This window comes from Pseudoalteromonas sp. SG41-1, assembly GCF_014164575.1.
Classification (GTDB): Bacteria; Pseudomonadota; Gammaproteobacteria; order Enterobacterales; family Alteromonadaceae; genus Pseudoalteromonas; species Pseudoalteromonas rhizosphaerae.
In genome coordinates this window covers 299,879-316,908 of the sequence record NZ_JACJFL010000001.1, presented here as the reverse complement: position 1 = coordinate 316,908, position 17,030 = coordinate 299,879, and the positions used below count along the sequence as shown (strand labels likewise).

Here is a 17,030-nt window from a genome sequence, read left to right as displayed (position 1 = left end):
GTATTAATGCGCTCGATTTTAAGAGAAACAAGAGGGAAGTAAATAAAAGCGGCGATTATTTTTTTTTCTAAATCACAAAGCTGTCAAATATTGTGTACTAGAATCATGATAAGTGTACGATTTGTATGATATCTGAGCTATTAATTCAGTATTAACTCAGCATGCGACGTTAATTCATGACCAAGCTGTGTTTTTTTGATATGTTTTAACTAATTTTGATTTGTGACCCTGATTAAGGGTGACCTAAGTGAATAGGCAATTATGTTATTTTGGCAGGAAAAACCCGCGTACGGGTTGACTTCAAAAGACGTTAACGTCTTAACCAATGCACAAGAATATCGCACGCATTTACTAGCACTGATTGCGCAGGCAAAAACACGTATTTATATTACGACACTTTATCTGCAAGATGATGAAGCAGGGCGTGAAGTGTTAGCAGCGTTACATCAGGCTTCATTAGCAAACCCCGCATTAGATGTAAAAGTGTTGGTTGACTTTCATCGTGCCCAACGCGGTTTAATTGGTGCGGCAAAGTCAGATGGTAACGCCAGTTTATATTGTGAATATCAAGAAAAATATCAATCAAATGTACAAATTTTTGGCGTACCAGTAAAAGCAAAAGAACTTTTTGGGGTGCTGCATTTAAAAGGTTTTGTAATTGATGATACGCTGCTTTACAGCGGTGCGAGTTTAAATAATGTGTATTTGCAGTATCAAGAGCGCTACCGGTTAGATCGCTATTTTTTAGTCGAGCAGGCCTCACTATGTGATTCTGTGATTGACTTTATTGAACATGAATTGTTGAGTTCTGAAGCCGTTCCACGTATTGATGTGCGGCCTTTAACAAAGTTTAATGATATTAAAATCGCACAAAAACAATTGATGCGTTCATTAAAGCAAGCTAACTACGCTCACAGTGTGGAGCAAAATGAGCAAGCACTTGGCGTGCGACTATTTTTAGGACTGGGACGACGTAATAACGAGCTTAATCGTGTGATCAAATCCTTATTTGATGCCACCGAGCAAGAGTTAGTGCTGTATACCCCATACTTTAATTTTCCTGCACCGTTAATGCGTTCCTTGCGCCGCTTATTAAAACAGGGCAAGCAAGTAACAATCGTAGTAGGCGATAAAACGGCGAATGATTTTTACCTGCCACCAAGTGAACCATTTAGTAAAATAGGTGCTTTGCCATACTTGTATGAAACGATTTTGCATAAATTTTTAAAATCGCAAAAGCGCCATATTATTAACGGTAATTTAAATGTGTATTTGTGGCAGCATGAAAGTAACTCATTTCATTTGAAAGGTATTTGTGCTGATCGTAAATATCATTTATTGAGTGGTCATAATTTAAATCCTCGTGCCTGGGGATTAGATATCGAAAATGGCATTTTATTAGAAGATCCTGAGCAAAGTCTCATGCCAGCAATCGACAATGAAAGAGCCGAGATATTACAACACTGTCGTCGTTTAAACGGTGCCGAAGATTTAGAAACCATGGACGATTACCCGCCAGCGGTTAAAAAATTGCTGGGGCAAGCTAAGCGTGTCAAAGTTGATTTTATTATTAAGCGTTTTATTTAACGCAAAGTTAGAGACTAAAATGTAAGTACTATAAAAGCAGCGTTTACGCTGCTTTTTGTTGATTTAGCCTCGGAGCTGTTGCCCAACTCCGCTACAATATTTTTGCAAAACTGATGATGGTTATTTTAATATTCAAAGGAACTAACAATGCTTATTAAATCCGCCGAGCAAAAAGATTACGCCTCTTTAATTGAGATCTGGGAAGCTTCCGTTTCTCATACCCATGACTTTTTAACCCAACAACACATAGATGAACTGAAACCATTGATTTTGGCACATTATTTTGATGCTGTTAGTCTTTTTTGTTGTAAAGACAACAGTGGAAAAATAATTGGGTTTATTGGCGTTGCTGGCGGCAATATTGAAATGCTGTTTGTTGAGCCGACTTTCTTTGCGAAGGGGGTTGGCACGTTCTTAATTAATTACGCGATTGATAATTTAGCGGCAACTCATGTTGATGTTAACGAGCAAAACCCTAAAGCCCATGGTTTTTATTTAAGTAGAGGGTTTGAGCAAATAGGGCGCTCTGAATTAGATGGTCAAGGAAAGCCGTTTCCGCTGCTACATATGCGTTTAGCAAAAGTAGTTGAGGCTGACTAAATGGAACTGGTGATTTCAGATTCAATAACTTTAAAGCCATTAGATATTAGTCACGCAGTTGAACTTTACCAAGTTATCGCCGATAGTCGGGAAAATCTGAGTCAATTTTTACCTTGGGTGGATGACGTAATAGATGTTAATTCAACTAAACGTTATATATATGAACGACTACACAGCGGTAAAGCAGGTTCTCAGTGGTTTGCGGTATATATAGAGGATCGCTTAAGCGGTGTATTTGGTATTAAACACATTGATCCTGACAGTAAGGGTGCTGAATGCGGTTATTGGTTAGCTGATTTTGCACGCGGGCAAAGAGCCATGAATCAAGTGCTTACTAAAATAGTGCCTTATATAAAAAATAATAGTCATGCAAAAGTGATTGAGTTTTGTTGTTTAGAGGAAAACTTAGCGAGTATAAAGGTTGTGCAACGCGCAGGCGCACAATTTAAATATTATCAAAAAGAGACATCAATCTTCCTTGCTAATCAGCAACAGCAGCGTTTAGGTGTTTATGAAATAAAGCTAACGTGATCTGTGTTCATGGTAAGTAAAAAAAGCGCAATACAATTGATATCGCGCTTTATTATTATCGCTAACTCGCTAACTCGCTAACTCGCTAAAACGTCCACTCAACATGAAATTGCGGTACCGACTCAGTGGTATCGGTCCCTAGCTTGTTGTGCCAATATTGCCACTCAAGGCCAAGTAGTAAGGTGTTTTCTTTCATGCTGATGGCATTACCCAAGTCCCAAGTAATGATAGGCTGCGCTAAGATCCACGCCTTAACATCTTCACCAAATTCATTTTCGCGCTCAGCAATATATTCAACATGGCCAGTTACATTAAATTTTTGTGAACCAATCGAAAACGGGTAACCCCATGCAACATCTAGCATCCAGCTGTTAGTTTCAATAGGCGCGCCGCCACGCGCAACACCCTCGTTATCATCTATATAGGCCGTAACTAGGGTTGATAAAAAACTAAATCCTGGCGCTTGCCAATTTACTTTAACACCGGGTAAATACTTCAATACCTTAGCATCACCTGCGGCGTTAAAGCCCGCTGTTAATCCAACGTCAGCAATAGCGCCAAACGAAAAGTCATTACCGGTTATTTTAGAAAGGCTAAAAGTTGAATACCATTCGCCATAAAAGTCACGGTCTTGATAGCCATCATCAACATTATCATTAATGTAATCTATGAAGAAAAAGTTATCACCATAGTCATAGCCAGAGGCGTGTTGCAGTGAAGCGATTGATGTACCTGATTTTTGTTCAGTAAATGGGTTTTTAAAATCGCCGTAGTTTAAATGTAGTTGCGTTGTGCTCCAATTTGCAGCAAAGCTAGATGTACTAACTGCACAAAGGGCGAATAAAGATAATGTTGATTTTATATTCATAACTATATGTTTAATGGGGAGTAAAGTGCAAAGTATAGCAGATACGCCCAAACGTGAGCACATCTGCTTAAGTATTTATGCCTTATTTCGGCGTAGACAAATTACAGCTATAGCAGTAAATGCCAATATAAAGCAGTAGTAAGATGAGGTTGATACTTGCCACGGGCTAATTTTAAATGTTGCGCCAAGTAGTAACGCTTGTGCACCATAAGGGAGAGATCCTTGCGTAACACAGGCGAAAATATCCAGTAAGCTTGCTGAACGCTTACCGCTGATCTCACCATCATCGGCAAGTTTTTTGGCGATAGGACCGGCAACAATAATCGACACGGTATTATTCGCTATACATACGTTGCTGGTCATAACTAGCGCGGCAATACCTAGTTGATCTGCCACTTTTCGGTGCCATTTTGCAATGACTTTAGTAATGGCTTGAATCTTTTGCGCGATATAATCAAGGCCACCGTTAATGCGAATAAACTCAGATAAGCCACCAATAAACATCGACAGCAAGAATATTTCTTGCATATCAGTAAAGCCCTTATAAATGTCTTTTACAAAGCTGGCTCCTTCATAACTGCCAGTAAAGCCCATCAGTGCCGCAAATATAATACCGCTGAACAGCACCACAAATACATTAAAGCCCATCACCGCTAGTACTAAAATAAATGCATAAGGTAGTACTAATAGAATATCGTAATCTTTAGTTTCTACTGCTTGAGCCGCAGGAGTTAAAAAGAATAATAAACCAATAGTGAGGATAGCTGCTGGTAATGCGATTTTTAAATTCTCACGGAATTTATCTTTCATCTCACAGCCTTGGGTACGCGTTGCAGCAATGGTGGTATCAGAAATAATTGATAAGTTATCGCCAAACATCGCACCTGACACAATCGTACCGGCCATTAATGCTGGATCAATACCGGTTTTAATAGAGACCGCATACGCAATCGGGCCAATCGCCCCGATAGTGCCCATTGAAGTACCCATGGCCGTAGATACTACCGCTGCAATTAAAAATAAGCCCGGTAAAAGTAATGCTGGTGGAATAAGTGATAAACCGGCGTTAACAACCGCATCCACGCCGCCTGTTGCACCTGCGACGGCAGAAAATGCCCCAGCAAGTAAATAAATTAAGCACATGGTAATGATGTTGTTGTGACCGGCACCTTTTATAAAGGTTTCTACACTGTGGTTAATGGTGTTTTTATTTAACATAAACGCCAGCATAATCGCCGGTAAAATAGCAACAGGGGCAGGGAGCTGATAAAAAGCGTAATCGACCCCTTGTGATTGCAGGTATAAACCCGCGCCTAAAAATAAGGCCACAAAGGTTAATAGGGGGAGCAAAGATAGTTTTGCTGTTGTTTTATTAAATGATGGCTGCATCATATTCCTCGTTAGATAACTTCTTGCACAACTAACACAGCCAAAACATCCCTCTTTTAGCTGAATTTAGTTGTCATACCTACCACAATGATAAGTACCTCAACAGCGCCCGCAAGCCAAAGACCAAATCGGCGCAAAGAAAGAAGTTTAAATGTATAGATGGCTAAAGTCTATGGGTATCTGTTATTATTATTTTTTAAAAGGGTTACCTGACTATTACACGAGTTTTAGATAAAATCTAGCCAACTCAAAAAATGCATAGGTTATTAATATGAATCGAATAGGCGTATTTGGCGCAAACGGAAGAATGGGCTTGGCATTAATTGAAGCCGCTCACAAAAATAATCATACCGAGCTTAGTGCAGCCTATGTACGCAGCAGTTCTCCCTTATTAAATATTGCCGTTAATCAATTAAATAGCGCAGCACCTGCGACAATTAATTTTAGTGATGAACGCAACGTTGACAATACCGACGTACTGATTGATTTTACGCTCCCAGCGGGTATGCGTGAGCATTTAAAAACAGCTGTTGCACAAAATATCCCGATGGTGATTGGCACCACCGGTTTAAATGACGACGATATGCTGGCGTTACAAACGGCTGCCAAGCAGATTCCAATTGTGTTTGCGCGAAATTACAGCGTAGGCGTAAATTTACTGTTGAATTTAGTGCAAACCGCCGCCACTAAATTTGGTGATGATTTAGATATCGAAATTTTTGAAGCGCATCATCGCCATAAAATAGATGCGCCATCAGGCACTGCACTTGCCATTGGTGAGGCAATTGCCGATGCAAAAGGGTGGGTGCATGATGAGGTTGCGGTATTTGATCGCAGCCGAGTAGAAACAGAAAAATCGCAAAATGAAATTGGTTATTCGGTGCTCCGAGGCGGAGATATAGTTGGTGAACATACCGCATATTTCGCAACTTCTGGCGAAAGGCTTGAATTAACTCATAAAGCAAGTTCTCGAATGACCTTTGCATTAGGCGCAGTAAGAGCTGCGGGCTGGTTGAAAAATAAGCCTGCAGGACTTTATGACATGCAAGATGTCCTCGACTTGAAGTAGTTTAGTTACTTTTTTGGGTGTTTGGTGGCTTTTTTGGCTTATAGGGCTTATTTTTACTGATTATTGAAATAGGGTTAGACCTAAAAGGCAAATTACTATAAAATAGCGCTAATTTGCCAAAAATTCATAATTGCGTGTTTCCAATCGCTATAAACGGGTAGTAAAGCAAATGACTTTACTCCCGTTTTTTACTGTTAGGAGGTTAACTTGACTAAATCCGCTCTGTTAGTTCTAGAAGACGGCACAGTGTTTCGCGGTACTGCAATCGGCGCTGACGGCATGTCTGTCGGTGAAGTAGTATTCAATACATCAATGACTGGTTATCAGGAAATTCTGACTGACCCTTCATACGCGGAACAAATCGTAACTTTGACGTACCCACACATAGGTAATACGGGTACTAACAGCGAAGACGAAGAAGCGAGTCACATTTGGGCTAAAGGCCTAGTGATCCGTGATTTGCCACTGCTAGCAAGTAATTTCCGTAACGAGCAATCGTTAGATGATTACTTAAAAGAACGTAATATCTTAGGTATTGCAGACATCGACACCCGTAAGCTTACCCGTATTTTGCGCGATAAAGGCGCTCAAAACGGTTGTATTATTGCAGGTGACGAATTAGATGAAAACCAAGCGCTCGCAGCTGCGCAAGCCTTCCCAGGCTTAAAAGGTATGGATTTAGCGAAAGTAGTATCAACCAAGGAAAATTTCGAGTGGCGTGAATCAAGCTGGACATTAGGCGCAGGGTTCAAAACTCTAAACGCAGCCGATGAAAAGTTTCACGTTGTTGCTTATGATTTCGGTGTGAAGCGTAATATTCTACGTATGCTTGTAGACCGTGGTTGTAAATTAACCGTTGTACCTGCACAAACCTCGGCAGCTGACGTGTTAGCACTTAACCCAGATGGTATCTTCTTATCGAATGGCCCGGGCGATCCTGAACCGTGTACTTACGCCATTGAAGCAATTAAAGCCTTTTTAGAAACTGAAATTCCTATTTTTGGTATCTGTTTAGGTCACCAATTGTTAGCCCTTGCCTCGGGTGCAAAAACAGTGAAAATGAAGTTTGGTCATCACGGTGGTAACCACCCAGTGAAAGATTTAGACCGTAACGTAGTAATGATCACTGCGCAAAACCATGGTTTTGCTGCCGATGAAACAACGTTACCAGATAACCTTCGTGCTACGCATAAATCGTTATTTGACGGAACGTTGCAAGGTATTCACCGCACCGACAAACCTGCTTTTAGCTTCCAAGGTCACCCTGAAGCAAGCCCAGGTCCACACGATGCAGCCCCATTATTTGACCACTTCATCGATTTGATGCAAGCGCGTAACAACTAATTAAACCGGAGTAACAATGCCAAAACGTACCGACATAAAAAGCATTCTTATCCTAGGCGCAGGCCCGATTGTAATCGGCCAAGCCTGTGAATTTGACTACTCTGGTGCTCAAGCGTGTAAAGCACTTAGAGAAGAAGGCTATCGAGTTATTTTAGTTAACTCAAACCCTGCAACAATTATGACCGATCCTGATATGGCTGATGCGACCTACATCGAGCCAATTCATTGGGAAGTGGTAGAAAAAATCATTGAAAAAGAAAAGCCAGATGCAGTACTACCTACAATGGGTGGTCAAACCGCATTGAACTGTGCGCTAGAACTAGACAAGCACGGTGTATTGGCAAAGCATGGTGTTGAGCTAATTGGCGCAACAGCTGATGCAATCGATAAAGCAGAAAACCGCGAACGTTTCGATATCGCAATGAGAAATATCGGTTTAGAATGCCCGCGTGCTGAAATTGCCCATTCAATGGATGAAGCAAAAGACATCATCAAACGCATTGGTTTACCGTGTATTATTCGACCTTCTTTCACTATGGGCGGCACCGGCGGCGGTGTGGCGTATAACTTAGAAGAGTTTGAAGAAATTTGTGAACGCGGTTTAGACCTTTCTCCAACCAGCGAGCTATTGATTGATGAATCATTGATCGGTTGGAAAGAGTACGAAATGGAAGTTGTGCGTGACAAAAACGACAACTGCATTATCGTTTGTGCAATTGAAAACTTTGACCCAATGGGTGTTCATACTGGCGATTCAATCACCGTTGCTCCTGCGCAAACATTAACTGACAAAGAATACCAATTAATGCGTAATGCCTCTATGGCAGTACTGCGTGAAATTGGTGTTGAAACAGGTGGCTCAAACGTACAGTTTGGTGTTAATCCAGATGACGGCCGTATGGTTATTATCGAGATGAACCCACGTGTATCACGTTCATCAGCACTTGCTTCAAAAGCAACCGGTTTCCCGATTGCTAAAATCGCGGCTAAGCTAGCGGTAGGCTACACACTTGATGAGCTACAAAATGACATCACCGGTGGTAAAACACCTGCGTCGTTCGAGCCATCAATCGACTATGTAGTCACAAAAATTCCTCGCTTTAACTTTGAAAAATTTGCTGGTGCAAACGACCGTTTAACCACGCAAATGAAATCTGTAGGCGAAGTAATGGCGATTGGTCGTAACCAACAAGAGTCGTTACAAAAAGCATTACGTGGTCTGGAAGTTGGCGCAACGGGTTTCAACCCAATCGTGGCACTTGACGACCCGAAAGCGAAAGAAAAAATCATCCGTGAATTACGTGAGCCAGGCGCTGAGCGTATTTGGTACATTGCTGATGCAATGCGTCACGGCATGAGTGTTGAAGAAGTGTTTCAGTTAACGAAAGTTGACCGTTGGTACTTAGTACAGATTGAAGACATCTTAAAAGACGAAGCTAAAATTGCCGAAGTGGGCATGGCTGGCTTAAGCGCTGATTTCCTTCGTAAGTTAAAACGTAAAGGTTTTGCTGACCCTCGTATCGCTGAAATTGCCGGTGTGTCTGAAGCTGAAATTCGTAAAAAGCGTCATTTATTAAACATCGTGCCAGTATACAAGCGCGTTGATACGTGCGCTGCAGAGTTTAGCTCTGATACTGCATACATGTATTCAACGTACGATGAAGAGTGTGAAGCTAACCCATCTGAACGTGATAAAATCATGGTTATTGGTGGCGGTCCTAACCGTATCGGTCAAGGTATTGAATTTGATTACTGTTGTGTTCACGCAGCCCTTGCACTACGTGAAGACGGTTACGAAACTATCATGGTTAACTGTAACCCTGAAACGGTTTCTACCGACTACGATACGTCAGACCGTTTATACTTTGAACCAATTACCCTTGAAGACGTACTTGAAATCGTACGTGTAGAAAAGCCTGTTGGTGTAATCGTGCAATACGGTGGTCAAACACCACTTAAACTTGCCCGTGAACTTGAAGCTAACGGCGTGCCAGTAATTGGTACTTCACCAGATGCGATTGACCGTGCAGAAGACCGTGAGCGTTTCCAACAACTTGTTGAGCGTTTAAACCTGCTTCAGCCGGAAAATGCTACTGTTACTTCAACTGAAGAAGCGATTTTAAAATCAGCTGAAATTGGTTTCCCACTGGTTGTACGTCCTTCGTATGTACTAGGTGGTCGTGCAATGGAAATTGTGTATGACGAGCAAGACTTACGTCGTTACATGACCGAAGCCGTATCTGCATCAAACGAAGCACCAGTACTACTTGACCGTTTCTTAGATAACGCGATTGAAGTTGATGTTGACGCAATTTGCGACGGCGAGCAAGTGATCATCGGCGGCATCATGGAACACATTGAACAAGCGGGTGTTCACTCAGGTGACTCAGCCTGTTCATTACCAGCACATTCGTTATCACAAGAAGTGCAAGACGTGATGCGCAAGCAAGTAACTGACATGGCACTGGAGCTTGGCGTGGTTGGTTTGATGAATACACAGTTTGCTGTTAAAGATGGCAAAGTGTACTTAATCGAAGTAAACCCACGTGCAGCGCGTACGGTACCGTTCGTATCAAAAGCGACCGGTGTGGCACTTGCAAAAGTAGCGGCACGTTGTATGGCGGGTCAATCTTTAGCAAGCCAAGGCATTACTAAAGAAGTGATACCACCTTACTACAGCGTAAAAGAAGTGGTATTGCCATTTGCTAAGTTCCAAGGTGTGGATCCTATCCGTGGCCCTGAAATGCGCTCTACTGGTGAAGTAATGGGTGTCGGTGATACATTCGCCGAAGCCTTTGCAAAAGCACAATTAGGTGCAAGCAACACTTTACCACGCGGTGGCCGCGCGTTACTATCTGTGCGTAATAGCGATAAGCCACGTATTGTTGAACTAGCTAAAACCATGACAGACCTAGGTTTTGAACTAGATGCAACAGGTGGCACAGCCGCTGCACTTGAAGATGCTGGTATTGCAGTACGTCGTGTAAACAAAGTATTTGAAGGTCGCCCGCACATTCTTGATAGAATCAAAAATGGCGAGTATAGCTATATCGTTAATACTACCGAAGGTCGCCAAGCGATCGAAGATTCGAAGGTGTTACGTCGTGGTGCATTGCAACACAAAACTAACTATACAACGACCTTGAATGCGGCATTTGCTAACTGTACTGCTAACCAAGCAGACGACCGCAGCAAAGTGACGTCAGTTCAAGAACTACACCTGCGATTGAACTAAGGAAATGTGCCAAGGCCGTTTATCGGCCTTGGGATTAAGTGAGAAAAGTATGCAAACAATTCCGATGACAGTTCGTGGCGCAGATTTAATGCGCAAAGAACTTAACGAATTAAAAACAGTTACCCGTCCAAAAATTGTATCTGATATTGCAGTTGCACGTGAACATGGTGACTTAAAAGAAAACGCTGAATATCACGCAGCGCGTGAGCAACAGGGTTTTTGCGAAGGCCGTATTCAAGAAATTGAAGCTAAGCTTTCAAATGTACAAATCATTGATGTGACTAAACTACCAAATACGGGTAAAGTTATTTTTGGTACCACAGTAACAATCGTTAATGTTGAGACTGATGCTGAAGTTAAATACCAAATTGTTGGTGATGATGAAGCAAGTATTAAAGATAACCGTATTTCGGTTAATTCACCGATTGCCCGTGGTTTAATTGGTAAACAAGCAGATGATGCTGTGATCATTAAAACCCCGAAAGGCGACGTGGAATACGAAATCATTGAGGTTGAGTACATTTAATTACTTTACTCATTTTCACGTTTTTAAAAACCGATGCTTGCATCGGTTTTTTTATGCCATAAACAATCTCGACATTTCTTAATAAATTGGGTACGTTAAGCTAACGTATTGATAATTTGCAGATGTTGATGACAGCAATTACTTTTCCTGACGCATTAAAAAACGGCGATAAAATTGCCATTTGCGCATTTTCATCCGGTGTTGAGAGTATCTTTCACCCACGCCTGGAACGCGTACTTTCTGGCTTAACACGCCGTGGCTACCTAGTAGTCGAGGGTAAATGCTTAAGACAACAAAGTAGCCCAGCAAAACAACGCGCTGATGAGCTAATGGCGTTCTTACTTGATGACAGCATTGCCGCAATTATGCCGCCGTGGGGTGGTGAGCTTGCCATGGAAGTACTGCCATATCTGGATTTTAATGCAATTAAAAAAGCGCGGCCTAAATGGCTCGTTGGATTTTCTGACATTAGTACACTCGCTTGTACTTTAACGGCCAAATGTGGATGGACCACATTACATTGTACTAACCTAATGCAATTGCACCCAAGCGAGGAAGATACTCACTGCTTACAAGTATTTAAAACGCTTGAATTAGCCGCAGGCGGTGAGTTTACACAAACACCGGCACAATTTTATCAAAGTGATGCGATTAATTATGCCCAGACACCCGACGCACTATTTTCACTCACGCAACCGAGCCAATGGCGCTGCTTAAATGTCAAAGATAATCGCGAAGTGGAACTATCTGGGCGGTTATTTGGCGGGTGTTTAGATACGCTCGGTTTATTACTTGCGTCACCATTTTTAGCCTTGGATGAATTTAAAAAGCAATATGCATCGCATGGACTGGTTTTATATTTAGAAAATGCTGAACTTCACCCCAGTGCATTAGCACGGTTTTTAATAGCACTTAAATTGAATAATGTTTTTAGCGATATTAATGGGTTGATTATCGGAAGAAGTGGGGTGATCAGCGCCCCTGAGCAAACTATAGATTACTACCAAGCACTTACGCTAGCGCTCGGCGAATGTTTATTCCCAGTGATCATCGATGCTGATATCGGACATATCGCACCCAATTTATGTTTAGTTAATGGTGCAAGAGTAAGAATGCTCGCGAAGCTTGAAAATACAGTGATGTGTAAAGCGCAAATAACAACGTATTTTGGATGATTTATTTAAAACCTGAGCGGAGATTGATTTTTATAGGGTTTGGCAGTTAAATGGTCGGTATGGAGAGATTCGAACTCTCGACCCCTGCCACCCCATGACAGTGCGCTACCAAGCTGCGCTACATACCGACGTTGCAAGCAATAGTACGTATATTTTTTCAAAAATCAATAAGCTTTTGTTTGTTTGAACATTTATTGCACGTACTGAGTGAAATAAATCATTTTATGAGGATGTTTAGTTATTTATCCAGTCATTGATCGATTTATACATCACATCTCGTAGTATAGGTTGAGCAGTTTTGTTAGGGTGTATGTTGTCGTTTTGCATCAGGCTATTATCAGCAGCGACATTCAAGATAAAAAATGGCATTAAATGGCTGTTTGTGGCACCAGCAACCTCAGCAAAACTAGCGGTAAATAATCCGGTATAACGTGGCCCATAGTTAGGCGGGATGTGTACTTCCATAATCGCTACTTTGGCATCAGCTTGTTTGCTCTTGCTCACTAAACTGGCTAGGTTTTCTTTTAGGCGTTTAATTGGAAAGCCACGCAGGCCGTCGTTACCACCAAGCTCTATAAGTACATGGCTCGGTTGAAACTCATTAAGTAGGGCGTCTAAACGACGCAGTGCGCCACCGGTGGTTTCGCCACTGATACTGGCATTGATAAGTTGGATTGGTGCTTGCTCGTTGTCGTACTTATCTTGTAACAGTTTAACCCAGCCTTGCTCTTGTTTTAAGCCGTAGGCGGCGCTTAAACTATCACCTAAAATTAAAATTGTGTTGTCAGCTGCCGCACTAAGTGGTTTGATTACTAATAGTAAAACGAAAATAAAACGTAGGATTGAATACATCATATGTCAGCGCTATCTCAATTAAATATCATTCAGGTTAAAGGTCTTTCTAAAACGGTTAATACCCTTGAAGGGGATTTGCCCATCCTCAGTGACATCACCTTTAATGTCAAGTCTGGAGACTCAGTTGCTGTAGTTGGTACCTCAGGTTCAGGTAAATCAACTTTATTAAGTTTGCTCGCAGGGCTTGACCAATCGACTCAGGGATCAATTTATTTAGATGGTGAGCCGCTGCATGAACTTGATGAAGAAGCGCGTGCGGCATTAAGAGCTGCAAAAGTCGGTTTTGTATTTCAATCATTTATGTTGGTACAGAGTTTAACAGCACTTGAGAATGTGATGTTACCGGCAGAGCTTGCTGGTGAAAAAAATGCCAAGCAACAAGCACTCGATCTTCTGGAAAAAGTAGGTTTAAGTCATCGTATTGAGCATTATCCGTCGCAATTGTCTGGTGGTGAGCAGCAGCGTGTAGCGATTGCTCGCGCATTTATTGGCACACCAAAGATTTTATTCGCCGATGAGCCATCAGCAAATCTTGATAGCAAAAATGGTAAGTTAATTGAGTCACTGTTATTCGAGCTTAATCAGCTTCATGGCACGACGTTGATTTTAGTCACACATGATGAGGCGTTAGCAGCAAAGTGTCAGCATGTGTTACAAATTGAAGCGGGTCAATTAGTTAAAAATACCAATGAGGCTGTGGCGAATGTGGGTTAAATTAGCATTAAAATTATTTAGCCGTGAATTTCGCCGTGGTGAACTCACGGTGATTTGTGCGGCCATAGCGTTGGCGGTATTGACGGTTTTAACGCTTTCTATGGTGACTGATCGCATAGGGCAAAGCATAGCGCAAAAAAGCAGTGCCTTTATTGCCGCTGATCGCGTGCTGGCAAGCAACCATGAATTACCGGGTGAATATTTAACAACAGCAAGCGAATACAACTTACAAACCGCACAGCTCACTTACTTTGATACTATGTTGTTTGCTAATGACGAAATGCAATTAAGCTCAGTAAAGGCGGTGTCGGAGCATTATCCACTTAAGGGCGAACTAAAAGTTAAAAGCAGTTTAACCGGTGATGTTGAAGTGGCCACGCAAGGGCCAACTGTTGGTAATGTGTGGTTTAGTGAATCGGTATTTTATGCACTAAATGTAAAAGTAGGTGATACGGTTGAGCTAGGCGCTGCGCAATTTAATATTGAAAAAGTATTGGTGGAAGAGCCAGATGCGCCATTTAATATTTTTTCAAGTAGTCGTCGTGTGTTGTTAAATAACCAAGATGTAGACAAAACTGAAGTGATCCAGCCGGGCAGCCGTGTTTTTTACCGCCAGTTGTATGCAGGGGATGAGAGTAACCTTATTGACTTTTATAGCTGGCTAAAACCACAAATGAAAGAAAACCAGCAATGGTATGGTGTTAAAGACAGACAGTCGCCGATTGCAAATAGCTTAAACCGCGCTGAAAGCTTTTTATTATTAGCGGGGTTATTGGGCATTATTTTAGCGGCGGTGGCTATTGCCGTGTCTGCAAAGCGTTATTGCGAACGCCAATATGACCCAGTTGCGATGATGAAAACCTTAGGTGGTAGCCGATCGACAATTCGCAAAATTTACTTACTGCATTTATCACTGGTGTGTGCTTTGTCGGTCATACTTGGCTTAGCCATTGGCTATGGTTTACAAGAGATAGCCACTAGTTATTTAGCTAAATCAATGAACAATACTCTTCCTGCAGCGGGTATAAAACCGTGGTTTGTGGCGATTAGTACTGGCGTTATCTGTGCCGTGATGTTTTCAATCAAGCCGTTATTAGATTTATTTGATATTCCACCGCTTAGGGTATTACGCCGTAACTTAGGCGATAAGCTACTAGTAAGTAAAGTGCATTTAGCGATGTCGGGCTTAACAGTCTTTTTATTAATGTGGTTGTTTAGTAATAACCTTAAAATTACCGCTATTTTGTTTGTCTCTACTTTAGTTTTGATTGCGATACTGTTTGTATTATCTCGGTTAATTTTTGGCAGCGGACGTAAACTAGGATTGCGCCCGGGGAATAGTTGGTCATTAGCGATTGCTTCGTTGCAAAAACGTGCCAATGCTAATGCGGTACAGTTGATCAGTTTTTCGTTGGCAATAAAGCTATTGTTATTTTTAGTGGTGCTGAAAAACGATATGATCGCAGATTGGCAATCGCAACTTCCAAGCGACGCGCCGAATGCTTTTTTAGTCAATATAACCGAAACTGAATTGCCAGACGTAACAAGCTTTTTAGAGCAAAAAAATATTCAAGTATCTGAGTTCTATCCGACTATTCGTGGTCGCGTAAACGCTGTTAATGGTGAATTAGTTGCTCGCGAAGTCTCATTGCAAGACAACGAGAAGAAAGACGAAGAAGCACGCGCAGGTATTGGCCGTGAACTAAATCTTACATGGTTAGAGCAAGTCCCTGTGCAAAATGAGATCATAGACGGGCAGTGGTTTGCCGACAATGCAACCGCTGAAGCATCGATCGAAGAATCTATGCTAGAGCGTTTAGATGTGAAACTGGGTGATACGCTAACATTTTTGATTGGCGCCCAGTCATTTGATGCCAAAATCACCAGTGTTCGTAAAGTTAATTGGGCTACTTTGAAGCCTAATTTCTTTATTATATTAAGCCCTGATGTATTGGCTGATTTTCCTGCGACGTATATTTCATCGGTGCGTATCGAAGCCGATCAAAAACGCGATTTTAGTGAGCTACTACGTGCCTACCCGACAATCAACGCCATCGACGTTGACAGCTTTGTCAAACAAATACGCTCTACTATTTCGCAAGTGTCATTAGCAATTGGATTTGTACTGGCGATAGTGGTGATGTGTGGTGGCTTGGTTTTAATTTCGCAAGTGCAAGCAAGCCTTGGTGAACGGATGCAGGAAATTGTCATATTGCGTACCTTAGGCGCCAAAGGGCGGCTAATAAAAAATGCCACTTTATATGAGTTTTTATTGTTGGGCAGCGCTGCTGGTTTTGTCGCTGCGCTGGTCAGTGATGTGGCTTTATTAATAGTGCAACGTGAGATGTTTGATTTAGCTGGTAAGTTACACCCGCATATTTGGCTTATTGGACCATTAGTGGGTGGTGTGTTTGTGGCGTCACTGGGCTACTTTATGATAGCTAGAACCATGCGTAAAAATACCCAAGGGTTACTGCGCTCTTTAGCCTAAAAGGTTAGCAATTAAACAAGCCCGTTTTTACGGGCTTTTTTATGCCAATAATGCACTGGTAATTTATACAGTGCTCTGGCATTATTAGCGTACTTAACTATTTACACTGATTGGGCAAGTATTGGCTATTATTTTAGGGATTGATCCTGGCTCACGATTAACCGGTTATGGGGTGATTGCCCATCAAGGTGCTAAATTTACTTATTTAGGAAGCGGTTGTATAAAACTGGCCGATCACGAGTTTCCTATTCGATTAAAAATGATTTATCAGGGGATCAGTCAACTAATCGAACAATTCTCTCCCGATCATTTTGCCATTGAAAAAGTATTTATGGCGCATAATCCTGATTCAGCTCTTAAATTAGGCCAAGCCAGAGGTGCTGCAATTGTTGGTGCGGCAATGGCTGAGTTACCGGTGTTTGAATACTCGGCGCGGCAAATTAAACAAGCGGTGGTAGGGCACGGTGGTGCCGATAAATCGCAAGTGCAGCATATGGTTAAAAATATTTTAAAATTACCAGGCACACCGCAAGCGGATGCAGCCGATGCATTAGCCATTGCGATATGCCATGCTCATTCCGATCAAAATTTAATAAAACTAGCGGGCAGTGCCAGTAAAACCGTTAGAGGACGATTAAGGAAATAA

General features: G+C 41.9%; 14 protein-coding genes and 1 tRNA gene. 11 read left to right on the top strand and 4 right to left on the bottom strand.

Annotated features, from left to right (window positions below):
- The first annotated feature begins 261 nt into the window (after window positions 1-261).
- The 3 genes from pssA (at window position 262) to H5203_RS01350 (ending at window position 2,718) form a co-directional block, all read left to right on the top strand.
- On the top strand, window positions 262-1,587 hold the full coding sequence (gene pssA / locus H5203_RS01360) for a CDP-diacylglycerol--serine O-phosphatidyltransferase (protein ID WP_149982341.1): 1,326 nt from the start codon (window positions 262-264) through the stop codon (window positions 1,585-1,587).
- A 147-nt stretch (window positions 1,588-1,734) separates the two neighbouring features.
- Window positions 1,735-2,187 (top strand): GNAT family N-acetyltransferase, encoded by a 453-nt coding sequence (locus tag H5203_RS01355; RefSeq protein WP_182819240.1) that lies wholly within the window; start codon window positions 1,735-1,737, stop codon window positions 2,185-2,187.
- Window positions 2,188-2,718, top strand: a complete 531-nt coding sequence (locus H5203_RS01350; RefSeq protein ID WP_182731288.1) for a GNAT family N-acetyltransferase — start codon at window positions 2,188-2,190, stop codon at window positions 2,716-2,718.
- A gap of 85 nt (window positions 2,719-2,803) precedes the next feature.
- Here H5203_RS01350 and H5203_RS01345 read toward each other — a convergent pair whose 3' ends face one another.
- Window positions 2,804-3,586 carry a nucleoside-binding protein gene (locus H5203_RS01345; protein ID WP_182739770.1) on the bottom strand — a complete coding sequence of 261 codons (783 nt, stop codon included), beginning with the start codon at window positions 3,584-3,586 and terminating at the stop codon, window positions 2,804-2,806.
- Between the two features lie 75 nt (window positions 3,587-3,661).
- Window positions 3,662-4,975, bottom strand: a complete 1,314-nt coding sequence (locus tag H5203_RS01340) for a Na+/H+ antiporter NhaC family protein (protein ID WP_145233394.1) — start codon at window positions 4,973-4,975, stop codon at window positions 3,662-3,664.
- 271 nt (window positions 4,976-5,246) lie between these two features.
- Here H5203_RS01340 and dapB point away from each other — a divergent pair, with 271 nt between their 5' ends.
- The 5 genes from dapB to H5203_RS01315 all read left to right on the top strand — a co-directional run bounded on the left by dapB (window position 5,247) and on the right by H5203_RS01315 (window position 12,324).
- On the top strand, window positions 5,247-6,044 hold the full coding sequence (gene dapB, locus H5203_RS01335; RefSeq protein ID WP_145233082.1) for a 4-hydroxy-tetrahydrodipicolinate reductase: 798 nt from the start codon (window positions 5,247-5,249) through the stop codon (window positions 6,042-6,044).
- A 207-nt stretch (window positions 6,045-6,251) separates the two neighbouring features.
- Window positions 6,252-7,388 carry a glutamine-hydrolyzing carbamoyl-phosphate synthase small subunit gene (gene carA / locus H5203_RS01330; protein ID WP_145233083.1) on the top strand — a complete coding sequence of 379 codons (1,137 nt, stop codon included), beginning with the start codon at window positions 6,252-6,254 and terminating at the stop codon, window positions 7,386-7,388.
- A 16-nt stretch (window positions 7,389-7,404) separates the two neighbouring features.
- The gene (carB, locus tag H5203_RS01325; protein WP_182819239.1) at window positions 7,405-10,623 is read left to right on the top strand and encodes a carbamoyl-phosphate synthase large subunit; all 3,219 of its coding nucleotides are present in this window, start codon (window positions 7,405-7,407) and stop codon (window positions 10,621-10,623) included.
- A 49-nt stretch (window positions 10,624-10,672) separates the two neighbouring features.
- Window positions 10,673-11,149, top strand: coding sequence for a transcription elongation factor GreA (greA, locus tag H5203_RS01320; RefSeq protein WP_145233085.1), 477 nt, complete (start codon window positions 10,673-10,675; stop codon window positions 11,147-11,149).
- Between the two features lie 128 nt (window positions 11,150-11,277).
- Window positions 11,278-12,324 carry a S66 peptidase family protein gene (locus H5203_RS01315; protein WP_182819238.1) on the top strand — a complete coding sequence of 349 codons (1,047 nt, stop codon included), beginning with the start codon at window positions 11,278-11,280 and terminating at the stop codon, window positions 12,322-12,324.
- A 51-nt stretch (window positions 12,325-12,375) separates the two neighbouring features.
- Here the strand turns inward: H5203_RS01315 and H5203_RS01310 are convergent.
- Both H5203_RS01310 and H5203_RS01305 read right to left on the bottom strand, forming a co-directional pair.
- Window positions 12,376-12,452, bottom strand: a tRNA-Pro gene (locus H5203_RS01310).
- 106 nt (window positions 12,453-12,558) lie between these two features.
- Complete coding sequence (locus tag H5203_RS01305; RefSeq protein ID WP_145233087.1) at window positions 12,559-13,179, bottom strand: arylesterase; 621 nt, start codon at window positions 13,177-13,179, stop codon at window positions 12,559-12,561.
- On the opposite strand from H5203_RS01305, the gene H5203_RS01300 reads away from it, so the two are divergent.
- The 3 genes from H5203_RS01300 (at window position 13,180) to ruvC (ending at window position 17,030) form a co-directional block, all read left to right on the top strand.
- On the top strand, window positions 13,180-13,893 hold the full coding sequence (locus H5203_RS01300; protein ID WP_145233088.1) for an ABC transporter ATP-binding protein: 714 nt from the start codon (window positions 13,180-13,182) through the stop codon (window positions 13,891-13,893).
- Window positions 13,883-16,384: an ABC transporter permease gene (locus H5203_RS01295; protein ID WP_182819237.1), complete on the top strand. Its 2,502-nt coding sequence runs from the start codon at window positions 13,883-13,885 to the stop codon at window positions 16,382-16,384. The genes H5203_RS01300 and H5203_RS01295 overlap by 11 nt, the downstream gene beginning before the upstream one ends.
- 121 nt (window positions 16,385-16,505) lie before the next feature.
- Entirely contained in the window at window positions 16,506-17,030 is a 525-nt protein-coding gene (gene ruvC, locus H5203_RS01290) for a crossover junction endodeoxyribonuclease RuvC (RefSeq protein ID WP_145233090.1), read from the top strand.

Excerpts from the sequence above, each read along its gene's own strand:
- H5203_RS01355 (WP_182819240.1), top strand. The coding sequence starts at position 1,735 with ATGCTTATTAAATCCGCCGAGCAAAAAGATTACGCCTCTTTAATTGAG.
- H5203_RS01315 (WP_182819238.1), top strand. The coding sequence starts at position 11,278 with ATGACAGCAATTACTTTTCCTGACGCATTAAAAAACGGCGATAAAATT.
- H5203_RS01345 (WP_182739770.1), bottom strand. The coding sequence starts at position 3,586 with ATGAATATAAAATCAACATTATCTTTATTCGCCCTTTGTGCAGTTAGT.
- pssA (WP_149982341.1), top strand. The coding sequence starts at position 262 with ATGTTATTTTGGCAGGAAAAACCCGCGTACGGGTTGACTTCAAAAGAC.
- H5203_RS01350 (WP_182731288.1), top strand. The coding sequence starts at position 2,188 with ATGGAACTGGTGATTTCAGATTCAATAACTTTAAAGCCATTAGATATT.
- H5203_RS01340 (WP_145233394.1), bottom strand. The coding sequence starts at position 4,975 with ATGCAGCCATCATTTAATAAAACAACAGCAAAACTATCTTTGCTCCCC.
- H5203_RS01300 (WP_145233088.1), top strand. The coding sequence starts at position 13,180 with ATGTCAGCGCTATCTCAATTAAATATCATTCAGGTTAAAGGTCTTTCT.
- greA (WP_145233085.1), top strand. The coding sequence starts at position 10,673 with ATGCAAACAATTCCGATGACAGTTCGTGGCGCAGATTTAATGCGCAAA.
- dapB (WP_145233082.1), top strand. The coding sequence starts at position 5,247 with ATGAATCGAATAGGCGTATTTGGCGCAAACGGAAGAATGGGCTTGGCA.
- carB (WP_182819239.1), top strand. The coding sequence starts at position 7,405 with ATGCCAAAACGTACCGACATAAAAAGCATTCTTATCCTAGGCGCAGGC.
- H5203_RS01295 (WP_182819237.1), top strand. The coding sequence starts at position 13,883 with ATGTGGGTTAAATTAGCATTAAAATTATTTAGCCGTGAATTTCGCCGT.
- H5203_RS01305 (WP_145233087.1), bottom strand. The coding sequence starts at position 13,179 with ATGATGTATTCAATCCTACGTTTTATTTTCGTTTTACTATTAGTAATC.